General features: G+C 39.0%; 19 protein-coding genes and 4 pseudogenes. 16 read left to right on the top strand and 7 right to left on the bottom strand.

Going from position 1 to position 21043, the window contains the following annotated elements:
• Positions 1 to 230 precede the first annotated feature (230 nt).
• The 3 genes from gshA (at position 231) to ylqF (ending at position 3609) form a co-directional block, all read left to right on the top strand.
• Positions 231 to 1802 (top strand): glutamate--cysteine ligase, encoded by a 1572-nt coding sequence (gshA, locus tag CDZ78_RS10285; RefSeq protein ID WP_087869932.1) that lies wholly within the window; start codon positions 231 to 233, stop codon positions 1800 to 1802.
• Between the two features lie 45 nt (positions 1803 to 1847).
• Positions 1848 to 2576 carry a phosphoadenylyl-sulfate reductase gene (locus CDZ78_RS10280; protein WP_263458987.1) on the top strand — a complete coding sequence of 243 codons (729 nt, stop codon included), beginning with the start codon at positions 1848 to 1850 and terminating at the stop codon, positions 2574 to 2576.
• A gap of 112 nt (positions 2577 to 2688) precedes the next feature.
• Positions 2689 to 3609: a ribosome biogenesis GTPase YlqF gene (gene ylqF / locus CDZ78_RS10275; protein ID WP_087869930.1), complete on the top strand. Its 921-nt coding sequence runs from the start codon at positions 2689 to 2691 to the stop codon at positions 3607 to 3609.
• A 199-nt stretch (positions 3610 to 3808) separates the two neighbouring features.
• Here the strand turns inward: ylqF and CDZ78_RS10270 are convergent, their stop codons facing one another.
• Positions 3809 to 4156, bottom strand: coding sequence for a TAXI family TRAP transporter solute-binding subunit (locus CDZ78_RS10270; protein ID WP_263458986.1), 348 nt, complete (start codon positions 4154 to 4156; stop codon positions 3809 to 3811).
• Between the two features lie 120 nt (positions 4157 to 4276).
• Between CDZ78_RS10270 and CDZ78_RS23115 the strand changes: the two genes are divergently transcribed.
• From CDZ78_RS23115 to CDZ78_RS10225, 10 genes and pseudogenes are all read left to right on the top strand, one after another.
• A complete protein-coding gene (locus CDZ78_RS23115) occupies positions 4277 to 4549 on the top strand; it encodes a hypothetical protein (protein WP_087868120.1) in 273 nt (90 codons plus the stop codon).
• Entirely contained in the window at positions 4468 to 5484 is a 1017-nt protein-coding gene (locus CDZ78_RS10265) for an ISAzo13 family transposase (RefSeq protein WP_307190484.1), read from the top strand. Before CDZ78_RS23115 ends, CDZ78_RS10265 begins: the two co-directional genes overlap by 82 nt.
• A gap of 26 nt (positions 5485 to 5510) precedes the next feature.
• Positions 5511 to 6382, top strand: a pseudogene (gmd, locus tag CDZ78_RS10260) (GDP-mannose 4,6-dehydratase); the annotation flags it as partial.
• Positions 6383 to 6400: 18 nt separating this feature from the next.
• Positions 6401 to 6635: pseudogene (locus CDZ78_RS10255) on the top strand (NAD-dependent epimerase/dehydratase family protein); the annotation flags it as partial.
• Between the two features lie 41 nt (positions 6636 to 6676).
• Positions 6677 to 7898: pseudogene (locus CDZ78_RS10250) on the top strand (ISL3 family transposase).
• Between the two features lie 66 nt (positions 7899 to 7964).
• A complete protein-coding gene (locus CDZ78_RS10245) occupies positions 7965 to 8588 on the top strand; it encodes a glycosyltransferase family 2 protein (RefSeq protein WP_087869928.1) in 624 nt (207 codons plus the stop codon).
• A 277-nt stretch (positions 8589 to 8865) separates the two neighbouring features.
• On the top strand, positions 8866 to 10242 hold the full coding sequence (locus CDZ78_RS10240; RefSeq protein ID WP_087869927.1) for a glycosyltransferase family 4 protein: 1377 nt from the start codon (positions 8866 to 8868) through the stop codon (positions 10240 to 10242).
• A gap of 312 nt (positions 10243 to 10554) precedes the next feature.
• Positions 10555 to 11346, top strand: coding sequence for a glycosyltransferase family 2 protein (locus CDZ78_RS24305; protein ID WP_140413991.1), 792 nt, complete (start codon positions 10555 to 10557; stop codon positions 11344 to 11346).
• A gap of 133 nt (positions 11347 to 11479) precedes the next feature.
• A complete protein-coding gene (locus CDZ78_RS10230; RefSeq protein ID WP_087869925.1) occupies positions 11480 to 11890 on the top strand; it encodes a hypothetical protein in 411 nt (136 codons plus the stop codon).
• 950 nt (positions 11891 to 12840) lie between these two features.
• A complete protein-coding gene (locus CDZ78_RS10225; RefSeq protein WP_087869924.1) occupies positions 12841 to 13974 on the top strand; it encodes an RNA-binding domain-containing protein in 1134 nt (377 codons plus the stop codon).
• 108 nt (positions 13975 to 14082) lie between these two features.
• On the opposite strand, the gene CDZ78_RS10220 is transcribed toward CDZ78_RS10225, so the two are convergent.
• The 3 genes from CDZ78_RS10220 to CDZ78_RS10210 form a co-directional block, all read right to left on the bottom strand.
• Positions 14083 to 14487 (bottom strand): hypothetical protein, encoded by a 405-nt coding sequence (locus CDZ78_RS10220; protein ID WP_087869923.1) that lies wholly within the window; start codon positions 14485 to 14487, stop codon positions 14083 to 14085.
• 249 nt (positions 14488 to 14736) lie between these two features.
• The gene (locus CDZ78_RS10215) at positions 14737 to 14973 is read right to left on the bottom strand and encodes a hypothetical protein (RefSeq protein ID WP_087869922.1); all 237 of its coding nucleotides are present in this window, start codon (positions 14971 to 14973) and stop codon (positions 14737 to 14739) included.
• A complete protein-coding gene (locus tag CDZ78_RS10210; RefSeq protein ID WP_244559218.1) occupies positions 14970 to 15287 on the bottom strand; it encodes a nucleotidyltransferase family protein in 318 nt (105 codons plus the stop codon). The genes CDZ78_RS10215 and CDZ78_RS10210 overlap by 4 nt, the downstream gene beginning before the upstream one ends.
• 263 nt (positions 15288 to 15550) lie before the next feature.
• Between CDZ78_RS10210 and CDZ78_RS10205 the strand changes: the two genes are divergently transcribed.
• From CDZ78_RS10205 to CDZ78_RS10200, 3 genes are all read left to right on the top strand, one after another.
• Positions 15551 to 15814 (top strand): hypothetical protein, encoded by a 264-nt coding sequence (locus CDZ78_RS10205; protein ID WP_087869920.1) that lies wholly within the window; start codon positions 15551 to 15553, stop codon positions 15812 to 15814.
• Positions 15811 to 15978 (top strand): hypothetical protein, encoded by a 168-nt coding sequence (locus CDZ78_RS21900; protein ID WP_167374248.1) that lies wholly within the window; start codon positions 15811 to 15813, stop codon positions 15976 to 15978. The genes CDZ78_RS10205 and CDZ78_RS21900 overlap by 4 nt, the downstream gene beginning before the upstream one ends.
• A 71-nt stretch (positions 15979 to 16049) precedes the next feature.
• Positions 16050 to 16316: a nucleotidyltransferase family protein gene (locus CDZ78_RS10200; protein WP_167374247.1), complete on the top strand. Its 267-nt coding sequence runs from the start codon at positions 16050 to 16052 to the stop codon at positions 16314 to 16316.
• Between the two features lie 325 nt (positions 16317 to 16641).
• On the opposite strand, the gene CDZ78_RS10195 is transcribed toward CDZ78_RS10200, so the two are convergent.
• The 3 genes and pseudogenes from CDZ78_RS10195 to CDZ78_RS10185 all read right to left on the bottom strand — a co-directional run.
• The gene (locus tag CDZ78_RS10195; protein ID WP_087869934.1) at positions 16642 to 18879 is read right to left on the bottom strand and encodes a fused MFS/spermidine synthase; all 2238 of its coding nucleotides are present in this window, start codon (positions 18877 to 18879) and stop codon (positions 16642 to 16644) included.
• A 231-nt stretch (positions 18880 to 19110) separates the two neighbouring features.
• Positions 19111 to 19680 carry a c-type cytochrome gene (locus tag CDZ78_RS10190; RefSeq protein WP_087869918.1) on the bottom strand — a complete coding sequence of 190 codons (570 nt, stop codon included), beginning with the start codon at positions 19678 to 19680 and terminating at the stop codon, positions 19111 to 19113.
• A 132-nt stretch (positions 19681 to 19812) separates the two neighbouring features.
• Positions 19813 to 20616, bottom strand: a pseudogene (locus CDZ78_RS10185) (zinc-binding metallopeptidase family protein); the annotation flags it as partial.
• Between the last annotated feature and the right edge of the window lie 427 nt (positions 20617 to 21043).

Raw genomic sequence — 21043 nt, 5'->3', positions numbered from 1 at the left:
CCCTGGTCTTTGAGGGAAAGTTACCTGAATTTGCTTTATAATTTCATTGGACTACTCAGCTCCGCTGAGTAGTTACCTAAATATTAAATAAAATGATCGTAAATATTTGTCACCTGTTGGGTGAGTATGCCCCACTTCACGGTTTTATGAAGAAATCCGCGCTCAACTGCGATTTCAAGGATTATAAATTAAGCCTCCCCACCTTTATCAGGATTTTTTGCATTTAGCGCATGAATAGTTCAAACCGTTTACAGATTTTAATAGAACATAAGCAACAGTCATTGTTAAAAAATGGGCTGAAAGGCATAGAAAAAGAAAGCCTGCGCATTTCAGATCTAGGCTTTATTGCCCAGACAGAGCACCCTAAGCAGCTAGGTGCAGCACTCACGCACCCGCATATTACCACTGATTACTCGGAAGCTTTATTAGAGTTTATTACGCCTCCTTACGCACATATTGATCAAACGCTGGATTTTATGCACAATATTCATCAATATGTGTATGACCAGCTTGATGATGAACATTTGTTGGCAACCAGTATGCCTTGTGGTATTAATGGAGACTTAAGTATTCCCATTGCCAAATACGGTAAATCTAATATTGGTAAAATGAAACATATTTACCGTAAGGGCTTATGGCATCGCTATGGGCGCACTATGCAAGCAATTGCAGGGATTCACTTTAATTACTCTGTCCCGGAAGCGCTCTGGCCGGTCTTACACCAGCTGGAAAATTCACAAGATTCGCTTGATGATTATAAATCATCCGCTTATTTTGATTTAATTCGCAATTTTCAACGCCAGGGCTGGTTAATTCTATATTTATTTGGTGCTTCGCCGGCAATCTGCAAAAATTTCTTTAAAAGCCGCCCTGAACTAATGGCACAATTTAAAGAATTTGATAATGGCACTCTGTATCACCCGTATGCCACGTCACTACGCATGAGTGATATAGGCTATAAGAGTAATAATCAGGCCGACTTAAATATTGATTACAATTCTCTCAATGGCTATGTAGACAGCTTATCCCTGGCAATAAATACACCCTATCCAGACTATGAAACAATCGGGGTAAAAGTAGATGACGATTACCAGCAACTGAATGCTAATATTCTGCAGATTGAAAATGAATATTACAGCACAGTACGCCCTAAACAGATTATCCAACCCTGTGAAAAACCAACACTTGCACTTAAGCGTCGTGGCGTGCGTTACGTAGAAATTCGCTCTCTGGATCTGGATATATTCAACCCAATAGGTATTGATGCTAATCGTGCCCGCTTTATCGAAGCGTTGCTACTCAGCTGTTTAGTACAGGAAAGTCCGCCTATTGATGCAGATGATTTTAGTACCCATAATTCTAACCAGCTAAAAGTTGCTCATTCAGGCCGTAAACCAGGGCTAACACTGATTAAAAATCAACAAGCTATTTCCCTTAAGGATTGGGCTAACGAAATACTCGATTCCATGCAGCCCATTTGCGATATATTAGACGCAAATGAAACAGATAACCATTATAATCAAGTACTGCAGGAGCAACGTAAATTAATTGAAAAACCAGATTTAACACCCTCGGCTCGTATATTAGCTGAAATGCGCACAAGTAATCAGCCCTTTGCCTGCTTTGCTGATAATATTTCACGTACTCATGCAGAAAACTTTACTGTACAAACACTCAATAGTAGTGAAACTAAAAAATTCAACCAGATGGCGGCCGACTCACATGCACAGCAAACTGAAATAGAAAATAATGACACTCTGGAATTTGATGATTTTCTACACAAGTATTTTAGTCAACAATAAAAACTTATTCATCTAACTTTCCAGCACGGCGCTGTACATACTCACATCACGAATAACACTTATATGACCGATATCGAACAAACCCTGACCGAACTAGAAGGCAAAAATCCACGTAAAGTTTTAAGACATGCCCTGGAAAATTACGATAAAGTCGCTATTTCCTTTAGTGGTGCCGAAGATGTTGTGCTGATTGATATGGCCTTGAAAATTCGCCAGGATATCCAGGTATTTTCCCTTGATACTGGTCGCCTACACCCAGAGACCTATCAGTTTATCGAACAGGTCAGAAAACATTACAAAATCGAAATTGAATTGTTAATTCCTGACTACCAGCACCTAGAAGCCTTTGTCAAACAGAAAGGCCTGTTTAGCTTTTATGATGATGGCCATGGAGAATGCTGTGCACTACGCAAAGTTGAACCTTTAAAACGTAAGTTAGCTAAAGTTGATGCCTGGATTACAGGGCAACGTAAAGACCAGAGTGTTGATACACGGCAAAATATCCCGGAAATACAAGTTGATCCGGCCTTTGCAACTGACGAGCACCCACTGATTAAATTTAACCCCTTGGTCAATCAGAGTTCAGCTCAGATTTGGGATTATATTGAAGCCTACCAGGTACCTTTTAACAAGTTACATAAACAGGGTTATATCAGTATCGGTTGCGAGCCCTGCACACGCCCAGTACTACCAAACCAGCACGAACGTGCCGGACGCTGGTGGTGGGAAGAAGCCACAAAAAAAGAATGCGGCCTACATATCGCAAAAAAATAGGAGTGCAATAGCTATTGCTATTAATAAAAAAAGCTAAAGCTTTTTTACTCCTGATTATTTTTTTTGTATGATTTTTCTTGCTTAAATAACACACTAATATTAAAGATTTCACATGAAGATCCAATGGTTCCCGGGACATATGTACAAGGCAGGCAAGGAAATTAAAGAAACTTTGCCTGATATAGATTTACTAATTGAAATACTCGATGCCCGATTGCCCTTTAGCAGTGCCAATCCATTATTATCAGAAATACGTGGTGATAAACCCTGTATAAAGATTCTCAATAAAGCTGATTTAGCGGACCCGACACGAACGCAGCAATGGCAAGATTTCCTAGAACAGGAGGATGGCGTTAAAACTCTTGCTCTGACTGCCATACAAACAGATAAAGTCGATACAGTCATTGAATTATGTCGCAAAATAATTCCTCATAAGACGACAGCTAACAAAGTCATGCATGTGCTAATAATGGGCATTCCCAATGTTGGTAAATCTACTCTTATTAATGCCCTGGCAGGACGTACTATTGCTAAAACAGGCAATGAACCGGCTGTTACAAAGCGCCAACAACGCATTGATTTACATAATGGCATTATTCTCTGTGACACACCGGGAATGCTATGGCCTAACCTGGAAAATCAAAATACCGGTTATCGTCTTGCAACCACAGGAGCGATCAAAGATACCGCCTTAAAGCATGATGATGTCGCTTCTTTTGCTGGCGAGTTTTTTTTACATCACTACCCCGAGTCGCTAAAACAACGCTATCAAATTGATACACTACCAGCATCCGATTATGATTTACTACAGCTAATCGGCAAAAAACGGGGCTGTTTACGCTCCGGTGGGCAAATTGATATTGATAAAGTCGCTAAAATACTACTCACTGAAATCAGAGACGGTACATTGGGCAGAATTACTCTTGAAACACCTGAAATGATGCAAACAGAACTGGCTGAACTGACCATTATCCGTGCCAAGAAAGAAGCAAAAAAAGAAAAACGCAAAAAGAACTGGAAAAGCGAACGATAAATCTAGCAATGCCGACTTTAACTATCCCATTAACTAAGAAACAAGAATTCAATAACACCCGAGTCTGACTAGCCTTTTAACTCCACAACCGCGCTAGAAAATCAGTTACGTAGCCCGCTATGCGCCTTATTTCCTAACACGCCTGTGAAGCCAAAATCCTGCGCCATACTTTCGGGTCTTATTAAACTCTCGTTCCTAATTACTTATTTGTAGTTTGCTGATTACGTCGAGCATAATATTTTTCAGCGCCTGGGTGTAACGGTACAGCGATGCCTAATCGCATGGTTTTATTAGAGATAAATCCAGCACGGTAATGTTTTTGTGTTAGATCATTGTCATTGCGGCTATGGAGTAACATTTCCAGCATTTTTTCAACAGTTTCATCTGCCACGCGCTGATGCGTGACTAATAGCGCGGTTAAGCCTATCGTAGTAAATGGCTTGGTCTGGCCCGGATATGTTTTTATGGGTACTGTTAAAGAGTAATAAGCGAACTGCTCCCTAGACAAAGTGTTGATTAATTCACGGCCTAATGAAAGAAACCTGATATCACTACGCCGACTACTAAGGAATGTGCACGAAATAACTTCCTGAAGCAGCCAAGCTTGAATAATGAAATATCTCCCCTAAATTAAGGTTATCTTAATTTATTACTCAGTGGTTGTCTTATGTCATTTCCTTATAAAAAAAATATCGAAAAGTCGATGAAGAAATTTTATGACTCACTTTGTGAAAAAAATAAGCGACGGTATGCCGCCATTGAAAGTGAAAAATTATCTCATGGTGGCGTTAACTATATTTCAGCTTTATTAGAGTGTGACCCAAAAACTATCCGCCAAGGAAAAAAAGAACTCACCGAATTAGAACTGGATATAACAGGAATCAGACAACCTGGAGGCGGTCGAAAAAAAAGACCTCTACCCCTGAATACAGTGGAATAGATCAAGACTTTTTAGATATTCTTCAACAGCATACAGCAGGCAATCCAATGAATTCATCTATTAGGTGGACTTATCTAAAGCCGCGTGAAATCGTCAGTGAATTATTAAAAAAGGGTTATTCTGTCAGTCGTAATATCGTTCGATATTTATTAAAAAAACATGAATATGTTAAGCGCAAAGCCCAGAAAAACATTACGATGGGTGGTCATCCTGACCGCAATGCTCAATTTGAAAATATTACCCAATTGAAGCAGGACTACCTGGATGCGGGAAACCCTGTTATTAGTATGGATACCAAAAAGAAAGAGTTATTGGGTACTTTTTATCGTAATGGATCGCTCTATACACAAGCAGCCATTCAAACGAATGATCATGATTTCCCTAGCTCTGCAACAGGCAGTGTTATTCCTCATGGGTTTTATGACCTCAAACGAAACACAGGATATATCACGCTTGGAACGAGTCATGATACCAGTGAATTTGCCTGTGATAGCTTATTTCAATGGTGGGTAAACGAGGGTATTATTCATTATCCTAAAGCAAAATCATTGTTGATCCTTTGCGATGGTGGAGGGAGTAACAGCTCACGGCACTACATTTTTAAAGAAGATTTACAAAAGACTGCGAATGCACTTGGATTGGAAATTAGGATTGCCCACTATCCTCCTTATACCTCCAAGTATAATCCCATTGAACATCGTTTTTTTCCTCATGTGACTCGTGCTTGTGAAGGTGTTGTATTTGACTCGGTTGAAACAGTTAAAACATTGATTTCTAGAACATCAACGTCAAAAGGACTAACAACAATTGTTCACATACTCGACAAAATATACGAGACAGGACGAAAATATGCCGCTGACTTCAAAGAAATAATGCCGATTGTATTTGATACACATTTACCAAAATGGAATTACCGTGCAATTCCTCAAAAATAATTAATATCGGGAAGTTGTTTCGTGCTTATTCCTTAGGGGCTCAATCGCATGTGGCGGTAAGCTTTGAATCACCAGAATATACCGCTGATGTTGATGGTTTGGGTACTCTGCGTTTACTGGAGGCTATTCGTTTATTAGGCTTGGAGAAAAAAACCCGGTTTTATCAGGCTTCAACTTCTGAATTATATGGTTTGGTACAGGAAACACCACAAACAGAGAAGACTCCCTTTTATCCACGCTCTCCCTATGCTGTCGCTAAAATGTACGCGTATTGGATGGTTGTGAATTACCGTGAAGCGTATGGTATGTATAGCTGTAACGGTATTTTGTTTAATCATGAATCACCTCGTCGTGGTGAGACTTTTGTACACGTAAAATCACCCGTGCTTTATCGCATATAGCGCTGGGCATTGAGTCATGTTTGTATCTGGGTAATTTAGATGCTTTACGTGATTGGGGACATGCGCGTGATTATGTGCGTATGCAATGGATGATGCTACAACAGTCTGAACCGAAAGATCTTGTTATTGCTACTGGCGTACAACATTCAGTACGTAAATTTGTTAATTTAGCTGCACGCGAATTAGGTATTACTCTACGCTTTGAAGGTAAAGGTGTTGAGGAAAAAGGAATTGTTGAGCGTATTGAGAATCCTGATATTACTGCTCTAAAACCAGGTGATGTCATTGTTGCAGTCGATCCGCGATATTTTCGCCCTGCGGAAGTGGAAACTTTATTGGGTGACCCCAGTCTGGCTAAAGCTAAGTTGGGCTGGGTGCCAGAAATTAGTTTAGCTGAAATGATTAGTGAGATGATTGCTTATGATTTTGAGCAAGCTAAGCGCCATACTTTATTACAAAAACACGGCTATGATGTCGCGGTAAGTCATGAGGATTGAGCTTGTATGAGAACTAATATGAAGCGCTTTTTTATTGCTGGGCATCAAGGGATGGTTGGCTCGGCGTTAGTGCGACAATTAGCTGAGCAGGAAGATGTTGAGTTAGTTTTACGCGAGCGGTCCCAGCTGGATTTAACTCGACAAGCAGAGGTTGAAGCATTTTTTTCAATCTGAGCGTATAGATGAAGTTTACTTGGCTGCTGCTAAAGTTGGCGGTATACATGCGAATAATACTTATCCTGCAGAATTTATTGGCTCTATGTGAATCCTAGTGGGTAGTGCGATAATAATACCATGAATAGTGAATCTTTATTTAGTATGGCTTTAGGCTTACAATCGCCTTGGAAAGTGGAAGAAATTATCTTTTCAAACGACAATATTTTAGAACAGAATGAACTTCATTTGCAGATAGGTTTTGAATCAGGCGCCCGTTTTGCTGATGAATCGGGGGTTCTCTGCCCAGTGCATGATACAGTCGATCGGCAATGGCAACACTTGAGCTTCTTTGAGCATTCTTGCTATCTACATTGCTCTGTTCCTCGCATCACAACAACGGACGGGAAAGTTCGTACTGTAGAAGTCCCTTGGGCTCGCCCCGGCAGTGGTTTCACTCTGCTATTTGAAGCCATGGCATGGGCACTGATTGAAAGAGAAATGCCCGTCAATCGGGTTGCTGAAATGTTAAAGGTGAATCCACAGCGAATCTGGACGATCTTTAATCACTGGATCGGCAAAGCTAAAATAGCGGATGATGTTTCATCCATTACTCAACTTGGTATAGATGAAACCTCCTCAAAAAAAGGTCACAAATATGTCACTTTAGGTGTCGATTTAGACGAGTCTCGTGTTATTTTTGTCACTGAGGGTAAAGGTAAAGCCACTTTGCATAACCTTCAGGAACACCTTGAAAACAAAGGGGTAGAGAAAGAACAAATTGAACAAATAAGTAGGGATCTATCGCCATCCTTCATTGCTGGAGCCGCAGAGGCTTTTCCATCAGCAGAGATAACCTTCGATCGGTTTCATGTTGTCAAATTATTAAATGAAGCAATGAATCAAGTCAGGATTAGTGAGCGTAAAGAGCATGATGCACTCAAAGGACACAAATATACTTTTTTAAGGAACCGAGAAAACTTAACCAATAAACAAGAAGTTTCATTAGCTGAAATGATTGAGCTATATCCTACGTTAGGGCAGGCATATCGATTGAAAGAGCTTATGGTCAATGCCCGATAAAGTATCGGCTGAAGCCTTTCTAAAGCAGTGGTGTGAAGAAGTAGAAAAATCTAAAATCTCAGCATTTATGAAGTTTGTAAAGACCGTTCGGAGCCATTGGTCTGGCATTATTCATTTCGTTGAAACAAAGATTACAAATGGAATTCTTGAGGGAATTAATAGCAAGGTCCAACTGGCCAAACGACGAGCAAGAGGTTATCGCAATATTAATAATTTTATCAATATGATTTACTTTCTTTGTGGTAAGTTAAAATTCGACTACCCACTGTATTTCACATAGAGCCAAACTTTTGAATTAAATGCGCAATACAGCACTACCCGGTGCGTTACACATACACAGCCTGTTATAGCTAATAAACCTGAGGACAAAATTCAGTCAGTTTTATTTCTACCAGATAACCCTGAACGAAAATCTGAAGGCGGTTTACGTACCCAAGGCTATTTTAAGCATAATCATGCGGATAAGCCGTTAATCAGTGTAATTACCGTAGTTTTTAATGGTGCCGAGCATCTAGAACAAACCATTAACAGCGTTATCGGGCAGACCTATGATAATGTGGAATATATTATTATCGATGGTGGTTCGACGGATAATACGCTGGAAATTATTAAGAAGTATGAGGGGCAAATTGATTATTGGGTGAGTGAGCCGGATGGTGGGATTTATGATGCCATGAATAAGGGAACTGGTTTAGCTACAGGAGAGTGGGTGAATTTTATGAATGCAGGTGATTGGTTCATGAGAAACGATACCATCAACTCAATATTCAGAAACAACATCAAGTCGGATCTAGTGTATGGTGATCATGAAATACGATATTCAACATTAAATAAATCAGTTAAAGCAAAAAGTGTTTTAGAAATTTTCAAAGGTATGCCTTTCTGTCATCAGAGTATGTTAATATTAAATAGGTTGCAGCTAACTAACCCTTACCAGTATAAAAAATATAAAGTAGCAGCTGATTTTTGATTTTATTTTTAATTACATAACCTCTAATCAATACAACATCTATTATACCAACTTCATTATTGCATCTATTGAAGCTAAAGGCGAAAGTAATAAAAATATATTAAGAACTATTAGTGAATACAAAGATATTGTCCTGAATAAAACTGATTTTTTTTGGATAAAGATTTATTTTATATGTAGATTTATTGATGCTTTTGTAAGAGAAGCTATTAAATTAGTTTTACCTGAATATGTTATAGATTTAGTTAGAAAAAAATTTAATACTTACGCCTTAAAGATGAAGAATATCCATATCATCATTGTTAACGATTTCGCTTTTATAAATGGTGGTGCAAGTAATGTAGCCATAACTTCTGCTTTAGCATTGGATCAAGCAGGTTATTCTGTTAGTTTTTTTGCTGCCGTTGGGCCGGTAATACCTGAACTAGTTAATAGCAATGTTAACGTTGTATGTTTAGAACAATGTGATATTCTCCATGATCCTAATAGGCTTCGTGCAATGACGCAAGGCATATGGAATGCAAAGGCTACTAAAGCAATGGATAACTTATTAACCAAATGGGCTGATCATGAAGTTATTGTTCATATGCATGCTTTTGTTAAAGCACTTAGTTCAAGTATTATTAATGTCTGCCATAAGCATAAAGCTCCTATGGTACTTACCTTACATGATTATTTTACAGCCTGTCCGAACGGTGGGTTTTATGACTACCAACAAAAGCAACTCTGTTTAAGGCAAGCAATGTCCGTAGATTGCCTCAAGACAAATTGTGATGTTCGTAGCTATAAACATAAAATATGGCGAATTGTACGTAATGCTGTTCAATTACATATCTGTGGTATCCCAGGTTCAATTAAACATTTTATTTATATATCAGAATTAAGTAAAAAAATCCTTCAGCCCTTCCTACCTGAAACTGCTAAATTGCATTATGTACCTAATCCTATAGATGTAATCAAGAGTGACCGTGTTGAAGTAGAAAAGAATATTTATTATATTTTTATTGGCCGACTTTCTCCAGAAAAGGGTATTGATACTTTTTGTGAAACTTTTTCAAAATTAAACTTGCCTGCTATTGTTGTTGGTGATGGAGAGGGGCTGATTGATTTAAAACAGAAATACCCCTCGATTGAATTTACTGGCTGGCTGGACAAAGCAGCTATTAGCAATATCATACAAAAAGCAAAAGCATTAGTATTTCCTACGCATTGGTATGAAACTCAAGGGCTTGTTGTTTATGAAGCATTAGCCCATGGCATACCAGCAATAGTACCAGAACATTGCTGTGCAACTGAAGGTGTAGAGCATGGACAAAATGGTTTGCTTTATAATGATACTGACAAATTAGGTTTAGAATCCGCTATTCAGCAGTTCGATAATATGCCTAGTGATGAGGTAAAAATTTTAAGTGAAACTGCTTATAATCGTTTTTGGAATAAAGCTGATGATATTAATCAGCATGTTAATAATTTAATTTCTACTTACAATTATATAATTCGGGGAGTCGCTATTTTTGCGAAAGCTTGTTTTGGGCATCCCAGCCCAAGCAAGCAGCAAAAACTTAACGCGACCACTTATGCCTCCGGCGGCCCCGATTCGTCCTCGTCACCTCGTCCCGACCCAACAAGGGGTCGGAACATAGGCTCCAAATGACTTGACGCCGTGTCGGATGGCCTTTTATTTTGTCTCCACCTTCGCTAACGCTCAGACTCCGACAAAATAACGGCCCTACGGCTATCGCGGACTAAAAATCATCACTAATTGAAACTATGCTACAACTATATGAAAAAAATAGTCTTTTCATTCGTTTCAAATGCTATTGCCTAAGGGGAATTAAGTAGGGGTTTGCTATAAACATGGCAAAACCACCTAAAATAAACCTCGATACACCAGCATTGTGTATTTCAGCTACTCAATAATTGGGAAACTTCAGTTACAAAATAAACATTATTTTTAAGCCTCACCCTGCTAAAAGCTAAAGTTATCATTATCCCACAAGCAGACTTTAACCACGGTGCCACTCGTGAATACGCCCGCAAACAACTGGATACTGATATCGTTGTTTATTTAACTCAGGATGCAATTCCTGTTAGTGCCGATTTAATTGAATTATTAGTTAAACCATTAATAAAGCATGATGACATAGCCGTAAGCTACGGGCGGCAGATTGCATATCAGGGAGCTAATATTTTTGAGGCTTTTCCACGAGAATATAATTATGGAAATAACTCACAAATCCGTGAAATTGATGATGTAGCTGAATACGGGGTATATACCTTTTTCTGCTCCAATAGCTGTGCCGCTTATAAGAATGCAGCACTGAATGAAATAGGAGGCTTTAAATCAGTATTAACCAATGAAGATTATTTTGCCGTCGCTGACTTATTACAAAAAGGCTACAAAATTGCCTATGCTGCAGATGCCGTTGTTAAGCACTCACACAGTTACACTTTATGGCAAGAGTTTCAGCGCTATTTTGATACGGGTTATGTACGTGCAGAAAGCCCTATTATTCAACAGTTAGTTGGCCAGGCTGAATCACGTGGTGTGGGTTTTGTTACTGCTTTATTAAAAAAGGTTTGGCATGAGCAACCTCTATTAATTCCTTATGCAATCATACAATCTCTTATGAAATGGCTAGGCTACCGGGTTGGATTTTATGGTTCGGCTTTACCTTTATGGTTGCGAAAAAGATTAAGCCAGCAATCTTTTTACTGGTCGTCTAAGATATACCTCCGTGATTTTAAAGCGGACTAAAGATCCACTTTCCGGTAGTGATTTTGCTTCATCACATTTGCTTTGAAAATTTAATGTGCCCTTTTTTGGAGAGGTATTTCCATGGCCTAATATGATATACTTTTCAACACCATGTTTTTAGAAAAAAGACACCATGTTAGCTGAACAATCCTTAGGCAGGCCACTGATTGTTTATGAAATTGAACTACGTGAACGCATGGTGCGAGTTGAGGAAGCTCTGAAAAATCAGGGTGAGGAGTTCAAAGCACAAAGAGAGCTTATCCAGCATGTCTTGCACCAAATGGATAAACGCTTTGAGCAGGTGGATAAACGTTTTGGACAAATGCAAGAGCAATCAGGTAAGCATTTCGACCAAATGGATAAACGTTTTGAGCAAATGCAAGAGCAATCAGATAAACGCTTCGATCAAGTGGATAAACGTTTTGAACAAGTTCATCAAGAAATTTTACAAATACATCGGGATATGAGGCAATTGAACATGTGGTCTATAGGAATTATTTTATCCATTGTTGGCCTCGGTATAGCTATTTTTCGGTTGATATAAACAACCTTACCCGTCAAGTGAGTGGCTCCAGATACAGCACCTCCCGCTAAAATACCATGCATTTAATATATAAAAACGCAATCCTGTCTTTATCTTGTTCGTCACAATGTTCCTAAGCCTCATTCATTAAGGCTCAAAAATATAATTCTCTTAATGGTGAGTGATTCTGTCATTCTTATCAGGGTCGTTGTTTAATGTATTAAAGCAGTTGGATCAGGTTTATGTACGTAATAACTTGAGTAACTTCAAAACTCCTGATCTCTCGAAAAATGACTTGATACTGAATTCTGAAGTTTTTTAGTTTGTCATTCCGGCAGAGCCTGCCCCAAACAACGGCTGGGGCAGGCCGGACTAATCTGCAAGGAGCAGATTTGCATTTAGCTGAAAGGTAATGTGCGTGGATGCACATTATGAATCCAGTCACACGGATGTGATCAATGCCGTCCATAGCACTGGATACCCTCCTCCCTGCGGGCATGACAAAAAATTAGTGCATTAATGTAGTTTAGTGCTGGGGCGCGGATCTTTATTCTCGTTCCCATGCTCTGCGTGGGAATGCATGAGTTGACGCTCTGCGTCATGGAATGCTGAGCGCTCCCTAGAGAGAGTGGAATCAAGGTAATAAACTTACCTTTATGATTTGCATACACTTTCCATATGACAGAAGGTATTTAAATGATTTCTGAAGTATGGATTAAACCATGCCTATCCGGTTACACTATATAGGCTTTCAGGTAAATAATTTGCATACATTCTGGGCAGTCAGAAATACTGGAAGCGGGATCTTTAGTCCCGTCCAAGCCTGCGGGACTAAAGATCCCACTTCCGAATATTGCTTGTAAATTTCTGAGAAACTATATATAGGTTTTTGTGCAACATCCGGATAGGCATGGATTAAACAATATGCTGCTATCAATCACTACCCCGAATACCGTGAGAACGAGATAAAAATGAATATACTGGATTTAATACAACAAGGGGAAAATGCTTCGATTGAATTTAAAGAAGAGCTACCCAGGCCTGAAAGTATTGCAAAGGAAATTATTGCATTTGCCAATACCCAAGGAGGCACTTTATTAGTTGGCGTATCTGATGATGGTAAAGTGCGCGGTGTTCTGGAACAGCAAAATTTCGAAGAGTACTTTTCTAATATCGCGCGTAATAATGTAATTCCTGCGATTAATGTTATTACGCAGATGATCAATTATGAAAATAAAAACGTCATCGTTGTCACTATTCCTAAAGGTAAGGATAAACCCTATCAAACCTTGAACCATCAATTTTTAATACGTATTGGTTCAACTAATAGAGTGGCTACCCAATCTGAATTAATGCGTTTATTTCAGCAAAGTGGTGTATTTCATTATGATGCTATTGGCATTGATAATAGCAGTTTTAAAAATATCAATCTTAATAAAATTACAGGATATTTTGATAATTATCAGGTTGACTTCTCTCAGGAAGAATACCCAGAAAACTTATTAAAAAATACGGATATACTCACAGATGATTTTCATGTAACTATCGCGGGTTTACTGGTTTTTTCTTTAAATCCGCAACAATTTATGCCCGAAGCCTGTATTAGCTTTGCTCATTTTTCTGGTGATGAAATAACCGAAGAATTAATTGATAAACAGACAATTACTGGAACATTAGATTATCAGGTTGATACGGCGTTAGCGGTTATAAAAAATAATTGTCAACGCCCTTCTCATATCGAAGGAAGTAAAACGGTACAAAATCGATTTAGTTATCCAGACAAGGTTTTTAGAGAATTGCTTGTTAATGCCTGTGTGCACCGGAACTATGCTATTTCAGGCTCAAGAATACGGATTTTTATGTTTAGTGATCGAATTGAATTTATCAGTCCCGGCAAATTACCTAATACGATCACTATCGAAAAATTAAGCTATGGCGTGTCCTATTCTGTTAATCCCATTATTGTTAAGTTTATGGAGAATTTACGATACATTGATAAATTAGGGAGAGGCTTACCGATGGTTTATAAAATAGCGAAAGAGAATCATAAATACATTAAATTTGAAGAAATTGGCGAAGAGTTTAAGGTGACTCTTGAGTTATAATTTGTTTAGGTGATTCCTATCAAAGAACCTTAAGGAACGGGAATTCACATTGGGGGCATCACCACCAACAATATATAAAAATGGCAAGTTCGTAATGTATTTGAAAACTCAAATTTTGTCTTTAAATTGCTCGGTATATTGAGCAAAGCGCTTTTGCGTGCTGATTAAAACATTAACACTTTCAAGTGCTGTATTTAATGCTTGTAATAAATTTTCAGCTGAGTCCATATATTCATGTACCAAGCGATTTCTGAGTGTTCTGATTTCGACCCACTGCTCAGAAGATTTTATCCAGCCAATTTTTTCTGCACGGAGTAAATTATCCAACTGAGAGCCGGTTGGCTCAAGGCTTACGCGTAATATGGCTGGTAATAATTCATCACCTAATGTATCTTGTAGACGACCAAAGCGCGACACAAAAGCATCCAGCATTTCGCTGTATTCAATATTATTTTCCAGTGTTTCAATCCACTGTAGATTCGGATCAAGCGCCTTGATTCTGTCGCTAGTCATACGCGCAGGTGTTTTACTTCTTTTTCAGTTAACAACAGTAATTGTTTAACGATAAACCAACGATCCTGCTCTAATGATTGCTTCATAAGATAATTCCATGCTCAATAGCTTGCTGGTGAATCGGTTTGATTGGTGTCTGGCTGTCTTTAATTAAAACATCAACTTTACGTCCGCCTAGTTTGATGTATAGGCGGGCTGCAAGTTTGCACTCAAGTTGAATCCGGTTTTTAATGATAACAGGGGATTCGATTAATACCTGAATTCGTATAATAAGTGCATAACCCTCTGCAAGTATTGGCTTGACACAAAAGCATCCAGCATTTCGCTGTATTCAATATTATTTTCCAGTGTTTCAATCCACTGTAGATTCGGATCAAGCGCCTTGATTCTGTCGCTAGTCATACGCAGGTGTTTTACTTCTTTTTCAGTTAACAACAGTAATTGTTTAACGATAAACCAACGATCCTGCTCTAATGATTGCTTCATAAGATAATTCCATGCTCAATAGCTTGCTGGTGAATCGGTTTGATTGGTGTCTGGCTGTCTTTAATTAAAACATCAACTTTACGTCCGCCTAGTTTGATGTATAGGCGGGCTGCAAGTTTGCACTCAAGTTGAATCCGGTTTTTAATGATAACAGGCGATTCGATTAATAGATCAATATCGCCCCCTCGCTGATTATCATCGGTACGGCTACCGAAAAGTAACACGATACAATTTTCACCCAGAAGATTTAACACTTCTTTTTTTATAGTTTCTTGTATGGAAGAGTTCAATCTCATTTTATTGGCACTACGCAATTCATTGATCCTAGTTTCATAAATTGTATCTTAAAAAAAATTAATCGGTTGTGTATAAACTCTGGAAGAAAATAAACCCAGACCAAAACTGTATTTATCACACTGGTGATTGCACCTCATAAGAGTTATGATAAATTTTATCTCGTTCCTATGCTCTGCGTGGGAATACATGGGTAGACGCTCTGCGTCAAGTTTAATGGCATGACATAATTTTAAATCCGTGTTAGACAAAGGGCATTTAATTTTTTATTCTGGATTAGTTTATGAATAACAAAAAAGAAATTCTTAAAAAGCGATTTAAGAAATTGAATAATCATTATATCGCTTTAAAAGACTATAAACAGTTGATTGATGAAATGATCACTCAAAAAGACATTTATCAGCCAGATACTTTTAATGCTCTTTCCGTGCAAGAAAAAGCAATATTAGATGCCTATTTAAAACGCTTTGCTTCAGTTCAAGATTTTTTAGGTGCAAAATATTTGCCCCACTACTTGAGGTGGCGGGTATTAGTAATGGAAAAATGAGCGAAGTACTTTATCAAATTGAAAAAGAAGAAATCATTGATAGCCTGGGTAGTTGGATAGAGTTAAGAGAAATTAGAAATGACTTGGAGCATGACTATCCTGAGAATTTGCAAGAGGCTTTGCAGGATTTGAAATTCTGCGTTGATAATTTTTTCAAAAATTGAAAGTTACTACTTAAACTCACTCGCATTTGCTAAAAGGTATATGGATGAGATTATCAAATAGACTCAAAAAATTGCTTATAAACTGTATTTTAGAAAGTTATGGTGAAGTTGATGTCTACCTTTTTGGTAGCCGGACTGATAACTCTAAAAAAGGTGGTGATATTGATCTTGCTGTTGATGTGGATTTAACTAGAGAGGAATTTAAGCAACAGAAAATAAAGTTTATAATGACAATGATTAAACAAGGTTTGGAACTAAAAGTTGATATCGTGCCTTATAAAAGCCATGATAAATTACTTACTGAAGAAATTTTCAAGAGTGCCGTTAAAATAAACTGATTAAGTGCGGGCTAAAGCCACGTTTTACACATAACTCAACTGTGCCCCCTCCTAAATTAAAATTCTATTTCTTGCATTCCGTAAACTTCATGCGGACTTGATACTTAGGAATGAGGGTTTAATAAAATCCGAAAGTATCAAATCGGGATATAAATGTAGCCTGTATGAAGCCTGCGTAATACAGGATGAGCAGAGACTCCTATTCCCCGTATTCTGCCAGCTTCATACGGGCTACTATTTAATTTCGGGTATTAATTAATTTTGACCCCTTAGCAGTTAAACGTGGAATACAATAACCACACTCCGCGCAGATATGATAATCACCCTACTTCCAGATCCCCACGATATTAGTAAAATCATCTGTCCAGGGCTTCATATCAAAATATAAGGCAGGCTTTTGCCAGCGGCCTAATCCATTTTGATAGAGCGGAGCCAAAGCCTGCTCATTTTTCGCCAGTACAAACCAATCAGTTGCCACCACTAACGGAATATCCTGTTTGGGTTTAAATTCCTGTATTAATGCTACATAGTCCAGTTGTTTAGCATGATCAGATAGCACTTTTTTTAGCTCCAAATGCCGGTTGGTAATATGAAATGCCAGAATGCCGTTAACTGATAATTTACTAAAATATAATTGCAGGGCTTCCTGAGTTAATAGATGCGTAGGTACTGAATCGGAGCTGAAAGCATCTATCACCAGCAAATCAAACTTTCCTGCAGCTTCTGACTGTAATGATAATCGCGCATCCCCTACAACCATGTTTGCTTTTGGAGTACAACGTTTTAAATAGCTAAAATATTGTGTATTCTTGGCAATCGCTACAACAACCGGATCAATTTCATAGAATGTCCATGCCTGCTGTGGATTGGCATAACAGGCTAAGGCCCCTGCCCCTAGTCCAACCATGCCTATTTGCCAGTCTTGGTTGATACCATCATAAGCTTTAAATAATTGCCCCATGGGACCAGGACGACTGTAATAGGTTAATGGCTCTTTTACGTGGCTAGCTAGGCGTTGTGCACCGTGTTTAGTTGTGCCATGAAATAGCTCTTTATATTTTTCTGGTCGACCCTGCTCATTTAACAAGACACTATCCCGTACAGATAACACGCCAAAAAAGGTTCGCTCTTTATAAATCGTATTAGACATATAAACGCGTAAGCCGACGATAAAGAAAATAATAACCCCGGTTAATAAAGCCAGACTAATTGCCTGCTTACGAAATGCATAGGTCAATCCGGAAAATAAAATCAGTGCTGTGCCGATATTATCCATATAGGCACCGAGATCCGATACAGCAAAGTAAATGCCCCAGCCCAGAGCAAATATCAATATGGGAAAAATTGCCTGCATACCCCAGCTTTTCCATTGTTCACTCCCCTGCTTTTGGATAGCAGGCCGTAATAACAATGCAGCTACAATCATCAATGGGTATTCATAAATACCATTAAATATAAACGGGGCAACAAAGGTATTAAACATCCCCCCTAACATGCCCGCAAAAGACATAATCAAATAGAATAGTGTCAGATATGCGGTATGTGGGCGGCTTTTAGCCAGCTCACCATGACAGACCATCACTGCAAGGAAAAAAGCCGTTAAATGCAGTGTCAAATCCAGCCAGTAAGGTAGTATGGCCGGGTTAATAAATGAATAGGCTATAAAAGGTAATAATACGATAGGTTGTAAAAATACCGAGACCCTGTGAATCGGCTTAGCCCAACGCGAAAAAACCAACACAAAAGAAAATAAGTAAAGTGTTAACGGAATAATCCACAATAAAGGCACCGCTGCTATATCGGTACTAACAAAATTGGTCAGTCCTAATAATAAACTAGAGGGTACAAATGCCAAGGCTAACCAGTGTAATTTAGCCAATATTGAAGGTGCTCTTACTTCGGTTTCTTGCTGATCAGGAGTATCACCTTTCTGGTAATTACGTACAAAATACCAGGCACATATAGCAATAAACAATATTAACCCAATATAACCAACACTCCAGACTGATTTCTGCGCACTTAAACCAATATTTGGCTCGATAATAAAGGGGTAACTTAATAGCGCCAGTAAACTACCGATATTACTTGCAGCATACAGGTAATATGGATCATGACTCGTATGGTGACCAACATACGAAAACCATCTCTGGATTAATGGTGAAGTCGTTGATAGTACAAAAAATGGCAAGCCGATGGCAATAAATAGTGTCCAGACCAGCCAGAAAGTAGGATTACTTTCCGTCGGCGGTGTCATAAGCTCGGGCAAAGCAACCGGCAGTGCAATGAGGCTGATGATAATTAATGTGCCGTGCACCTGAATCTGGCGCAGATGCGAAAATCGGGTTGATAGGTAATGCGCATATAAGTAGCCCAAAAACAGTAGCATCTGATAAAACACCATGCAGGTATTCCAGACTGCAGGTGATCCACCAAGTAAAGGCAACATGAGCTTGCCAAATAAAGGTTGCAGGATAAACATCAGCGTTGCACTAACAAATAGTGTACCGGCAAATAATAGTATCAAGGAAAGGCTACGATCTGAACTAGAGGGTGTATTGGACATATTGGTTTTTGGCGTTGACATACCGTGTGTCAGTGGCTGATGGCGGGCTAAAGCCACGCCCTACATTAATCTTGGTGCAAGGTTTGACGCTGTGCATCACTTCCATTAGGTTAAAAAAAGCATAAGATGTGCTGAGGTACCTGGAGACAAATAATCATTCAATATTTATTTCCAGGTGCCTAATGTTCTTAACTTATTGGAGATTATCCAGAGCGGGGGACTAGAAATAAGTTATTTTAAACTTCCCATATATTCAGTCACTGCTTTTACTTCTTCATCAGTTAACATATTGCTGATTCCTCTCATAGGGCCATTTTTTCGAGTACCCGCTTTAAATGCCTGTAACTGCCGTTGTAGATATGCAGGCTGCTGCCCTGCAAGCTTAGGGGTTACACCCATTCCACTTGCTTTATTACCATGGCAACCGAAGCACATCGGGGCTTTGGATTCTCCTTTAGTTGCAAGCTTACTATCACATCCTGCACTAACATTCTTTTCTGAAGCAAAATAGGCGGCTAGATTATTAATCTCCTGATCCGTCAAATTAGCTGCCATATTTTGCATCATGCCATTTTCTCGAGCTCCATCACGGAAAGCACGAAGCTGGTTAACTAGATAGGCTGGCTTCTGACCAGCTAAAATTGGGAAATTTGAATTTTTGCTATTGCCCTCTTTTCCATGACAATTAAAACACATCCCTGCCCTTTCTTTACCCGCCGCTATATCAGGGGTTGCATGGGCAAAAGCTGAAACAAACAGAGATAAAAAAACACCCAGAACTAATTTTCTACATAGATTCATCGTACACCTCAAGACTCAGTAACAACACGGCGTTAATCTTACGCCCTAGCTATTAATTGTTCAAACTAATAATACCCGAAACACAAATGTAGTCTGTATGAAGCTTGCGGAATACAGGCTACAAATGATTTTTTATTCATTTTTAAAAAAGCACTGCATCACAACTATCATATAAGCATGATCCAACACCCCTGCACTCTCTCGAATACTATGCATTGCCCACATAGCATTACCCACATCAACCGTACGAATACCTAATTTAGCCGAAGTCATTGGACCAATCGTACTACCACAAGGAAGGTCTGTTCTATGTGCATATTTTTGATACGGAACATTCGCCTGCTGACACCAGGTAATGAACATTGCCTCAGATACCGACTCGGAACTATAGCGCTGATTAGCATTCAATTTGATCACCGGGCCTTTATTTACATAGGCCTTATGCTCAGCTTCATAAGCAGCGGGAAAATTTGGCTGGTAAGCATGTGCCATATCAACACTCAGCATGAAACTGCTGGCCAGAGCACGCTTATATTCTTCGGTATTTAATGATGTTGATAAAGGAATGCGTTCTAAAACATCAGGCAGAAAACTTCCATCCGCTCCCTTAGTACTTTCACTGCCCACTTCTTCGTGATCAAAAAAAGCACAAACAACTGTATTGCCAGAATTTAAGACTTCCTCATCAAGCAAAGCCATTAAACCCGCATGACAGGAAGCCAGGTTATCTAACTGACTATCAGCATAAAACTCTTGCTTAGCTCCCCAGAATGCGCCCTTCTGAGTATCATAAACATTAAATTCCCAGGACAGGATTTGTGCAGCGGGAACCTGACACTGAGTCACTAATAAGTCGGTAAAAGCCTGATCCGGAACCTGCTCTTTACTACTCATGGCAAATATAAGCGGTAATTCTGTCTGCTTATTAAGCTTCAAACGCTGAAAATCCTGGAAACGGAGCTTAAGCGAAGTGAAGATTTTTAGTCCGTGATAGCGATAGGGCCGGGTGTTTTCTCGAAGCGTCTTTTTTGCGTAGATAAAATACAAGGCATTCCGACATCGCGTCAAGCCATTTGAGGTAACTAAATAAAAACCCCTCTAGGGTTTTTATAAGTGGACGCAGGGCGAATCAGGGCATCGCAGATTTTAATCAGTCCCGTTAAGCTTTTGCCGCGAACTTGGGCTTGGACGCCCAAAATGAGCTTTCGCAAAAGTAGGGACTCCCCGACTTTCTTTTCACTATACAAATACGCGTTTTACTTAGCAATACAAACTATAAACGTTCGTTTATAGTTTGTATATGAGTTGTAAAAGGTGATAGCCGCACCATGCTACCTCACGAAATTCCGGGACTCCTGTCGCC

Origin of the sequence: Bathymodiolus platifrons methanotrophic gill symbiont, assembly GCF_002189065.1 — a bacterium.
In the GTDB taxonomy this organism is placed as follows: domain Bacteria; phylum Pseudomonadota; class Gammaproteobacteria; order Methylococcales; family Methylomonadaceae; genus Methyloprofundus.
This window is presented reverse-complemented; position numbering and strand designations above follow the sequence as displayed.

Bases quoted from the DNA above. Each gene is read 5' to 3' on its own strand.
- CDZ78_RS10230 (WP_087869925.1), top strand. From the start codon at position 11,480: ATGTTAGCTGAACAATCCTTAGGCAGGCCACTGATTGTTTATGAAATT.
- ylqF (WP_087869930.1), top strand. From the start codon at position 2,689: ATGAAGATCCAATGGTTCCCGGGACATATGTACAAGGCAGGCAAGGAA.
- CDZ78_RS10220 (WP_087869923.1), bottom strand. From the start codon at position 14,487: ATGACTAGCGACAGAATCAAGGCGCTTGATCCGAATCTACAGTGGATT.
- CDZ78_RS10225 (WP_087869924.1), top strand. From the start codon at position 12,841: ATGAATATACTGGATTTAATACAACAAGGGGAAAATGCTTCGATTGAA.
- CDZ78_RS10195 (WP_087869934.1), bottom strand. From the start codon at position 18,879: ATGTCCAATACACCCTCTAGTTCAGATCGTAGCCTTTCCTTGATACTA.
- CDZ78_RS10240 (WP_087869927.1), top strand. From the start codon at position 8,866: ATGAAGAATATCCATATCATCATTGTTAACGATTTCGCTTTTATAAAT.
- CDZ78_RS21900 (WP_167374248.1), top strand. From the start codon at position 15,811: ATGAGCGAAGTACTTTATCAAATTGAAAAAGAAGAAATCATTGATAGC.
- CDZ78_RS23115 (WP_087868120.1), top strand. From the start codon at position 4,277: ATGTCATTTCCTTATAAAAAAAATATCGAAAAGTCGATGAAGAAATTT.
- gshA (WP_087869932.1), top strand. From the start codon at position 231: ATGAATAGTTCAAACCGTTTACAGATTTTAATAGAACATAAGCAACAG.
- CDZ78_RS10205 (WP_087869920.1), top strand. From the start codon at position 15,551: ATGAATAACAAAAAAGAAATTCTTAAAAAGCGATTTAAGAAATTGAAT.
- CDZ78_RS10215 (WP_087869922.1), bottom strand. From the start codon at position 14,973: ATGAAGCAATCATTAGAGCAGGATCGTTGGTTTATCGTTAAACAATTA.
- CDZ78_RS10190 (WP_087869918.1), bottom strand. From the start codon at position 19,680: ATGAATCTATGTAGAAAATTAGTTCTGGGTGTTTTTTTATCTCTGTTT.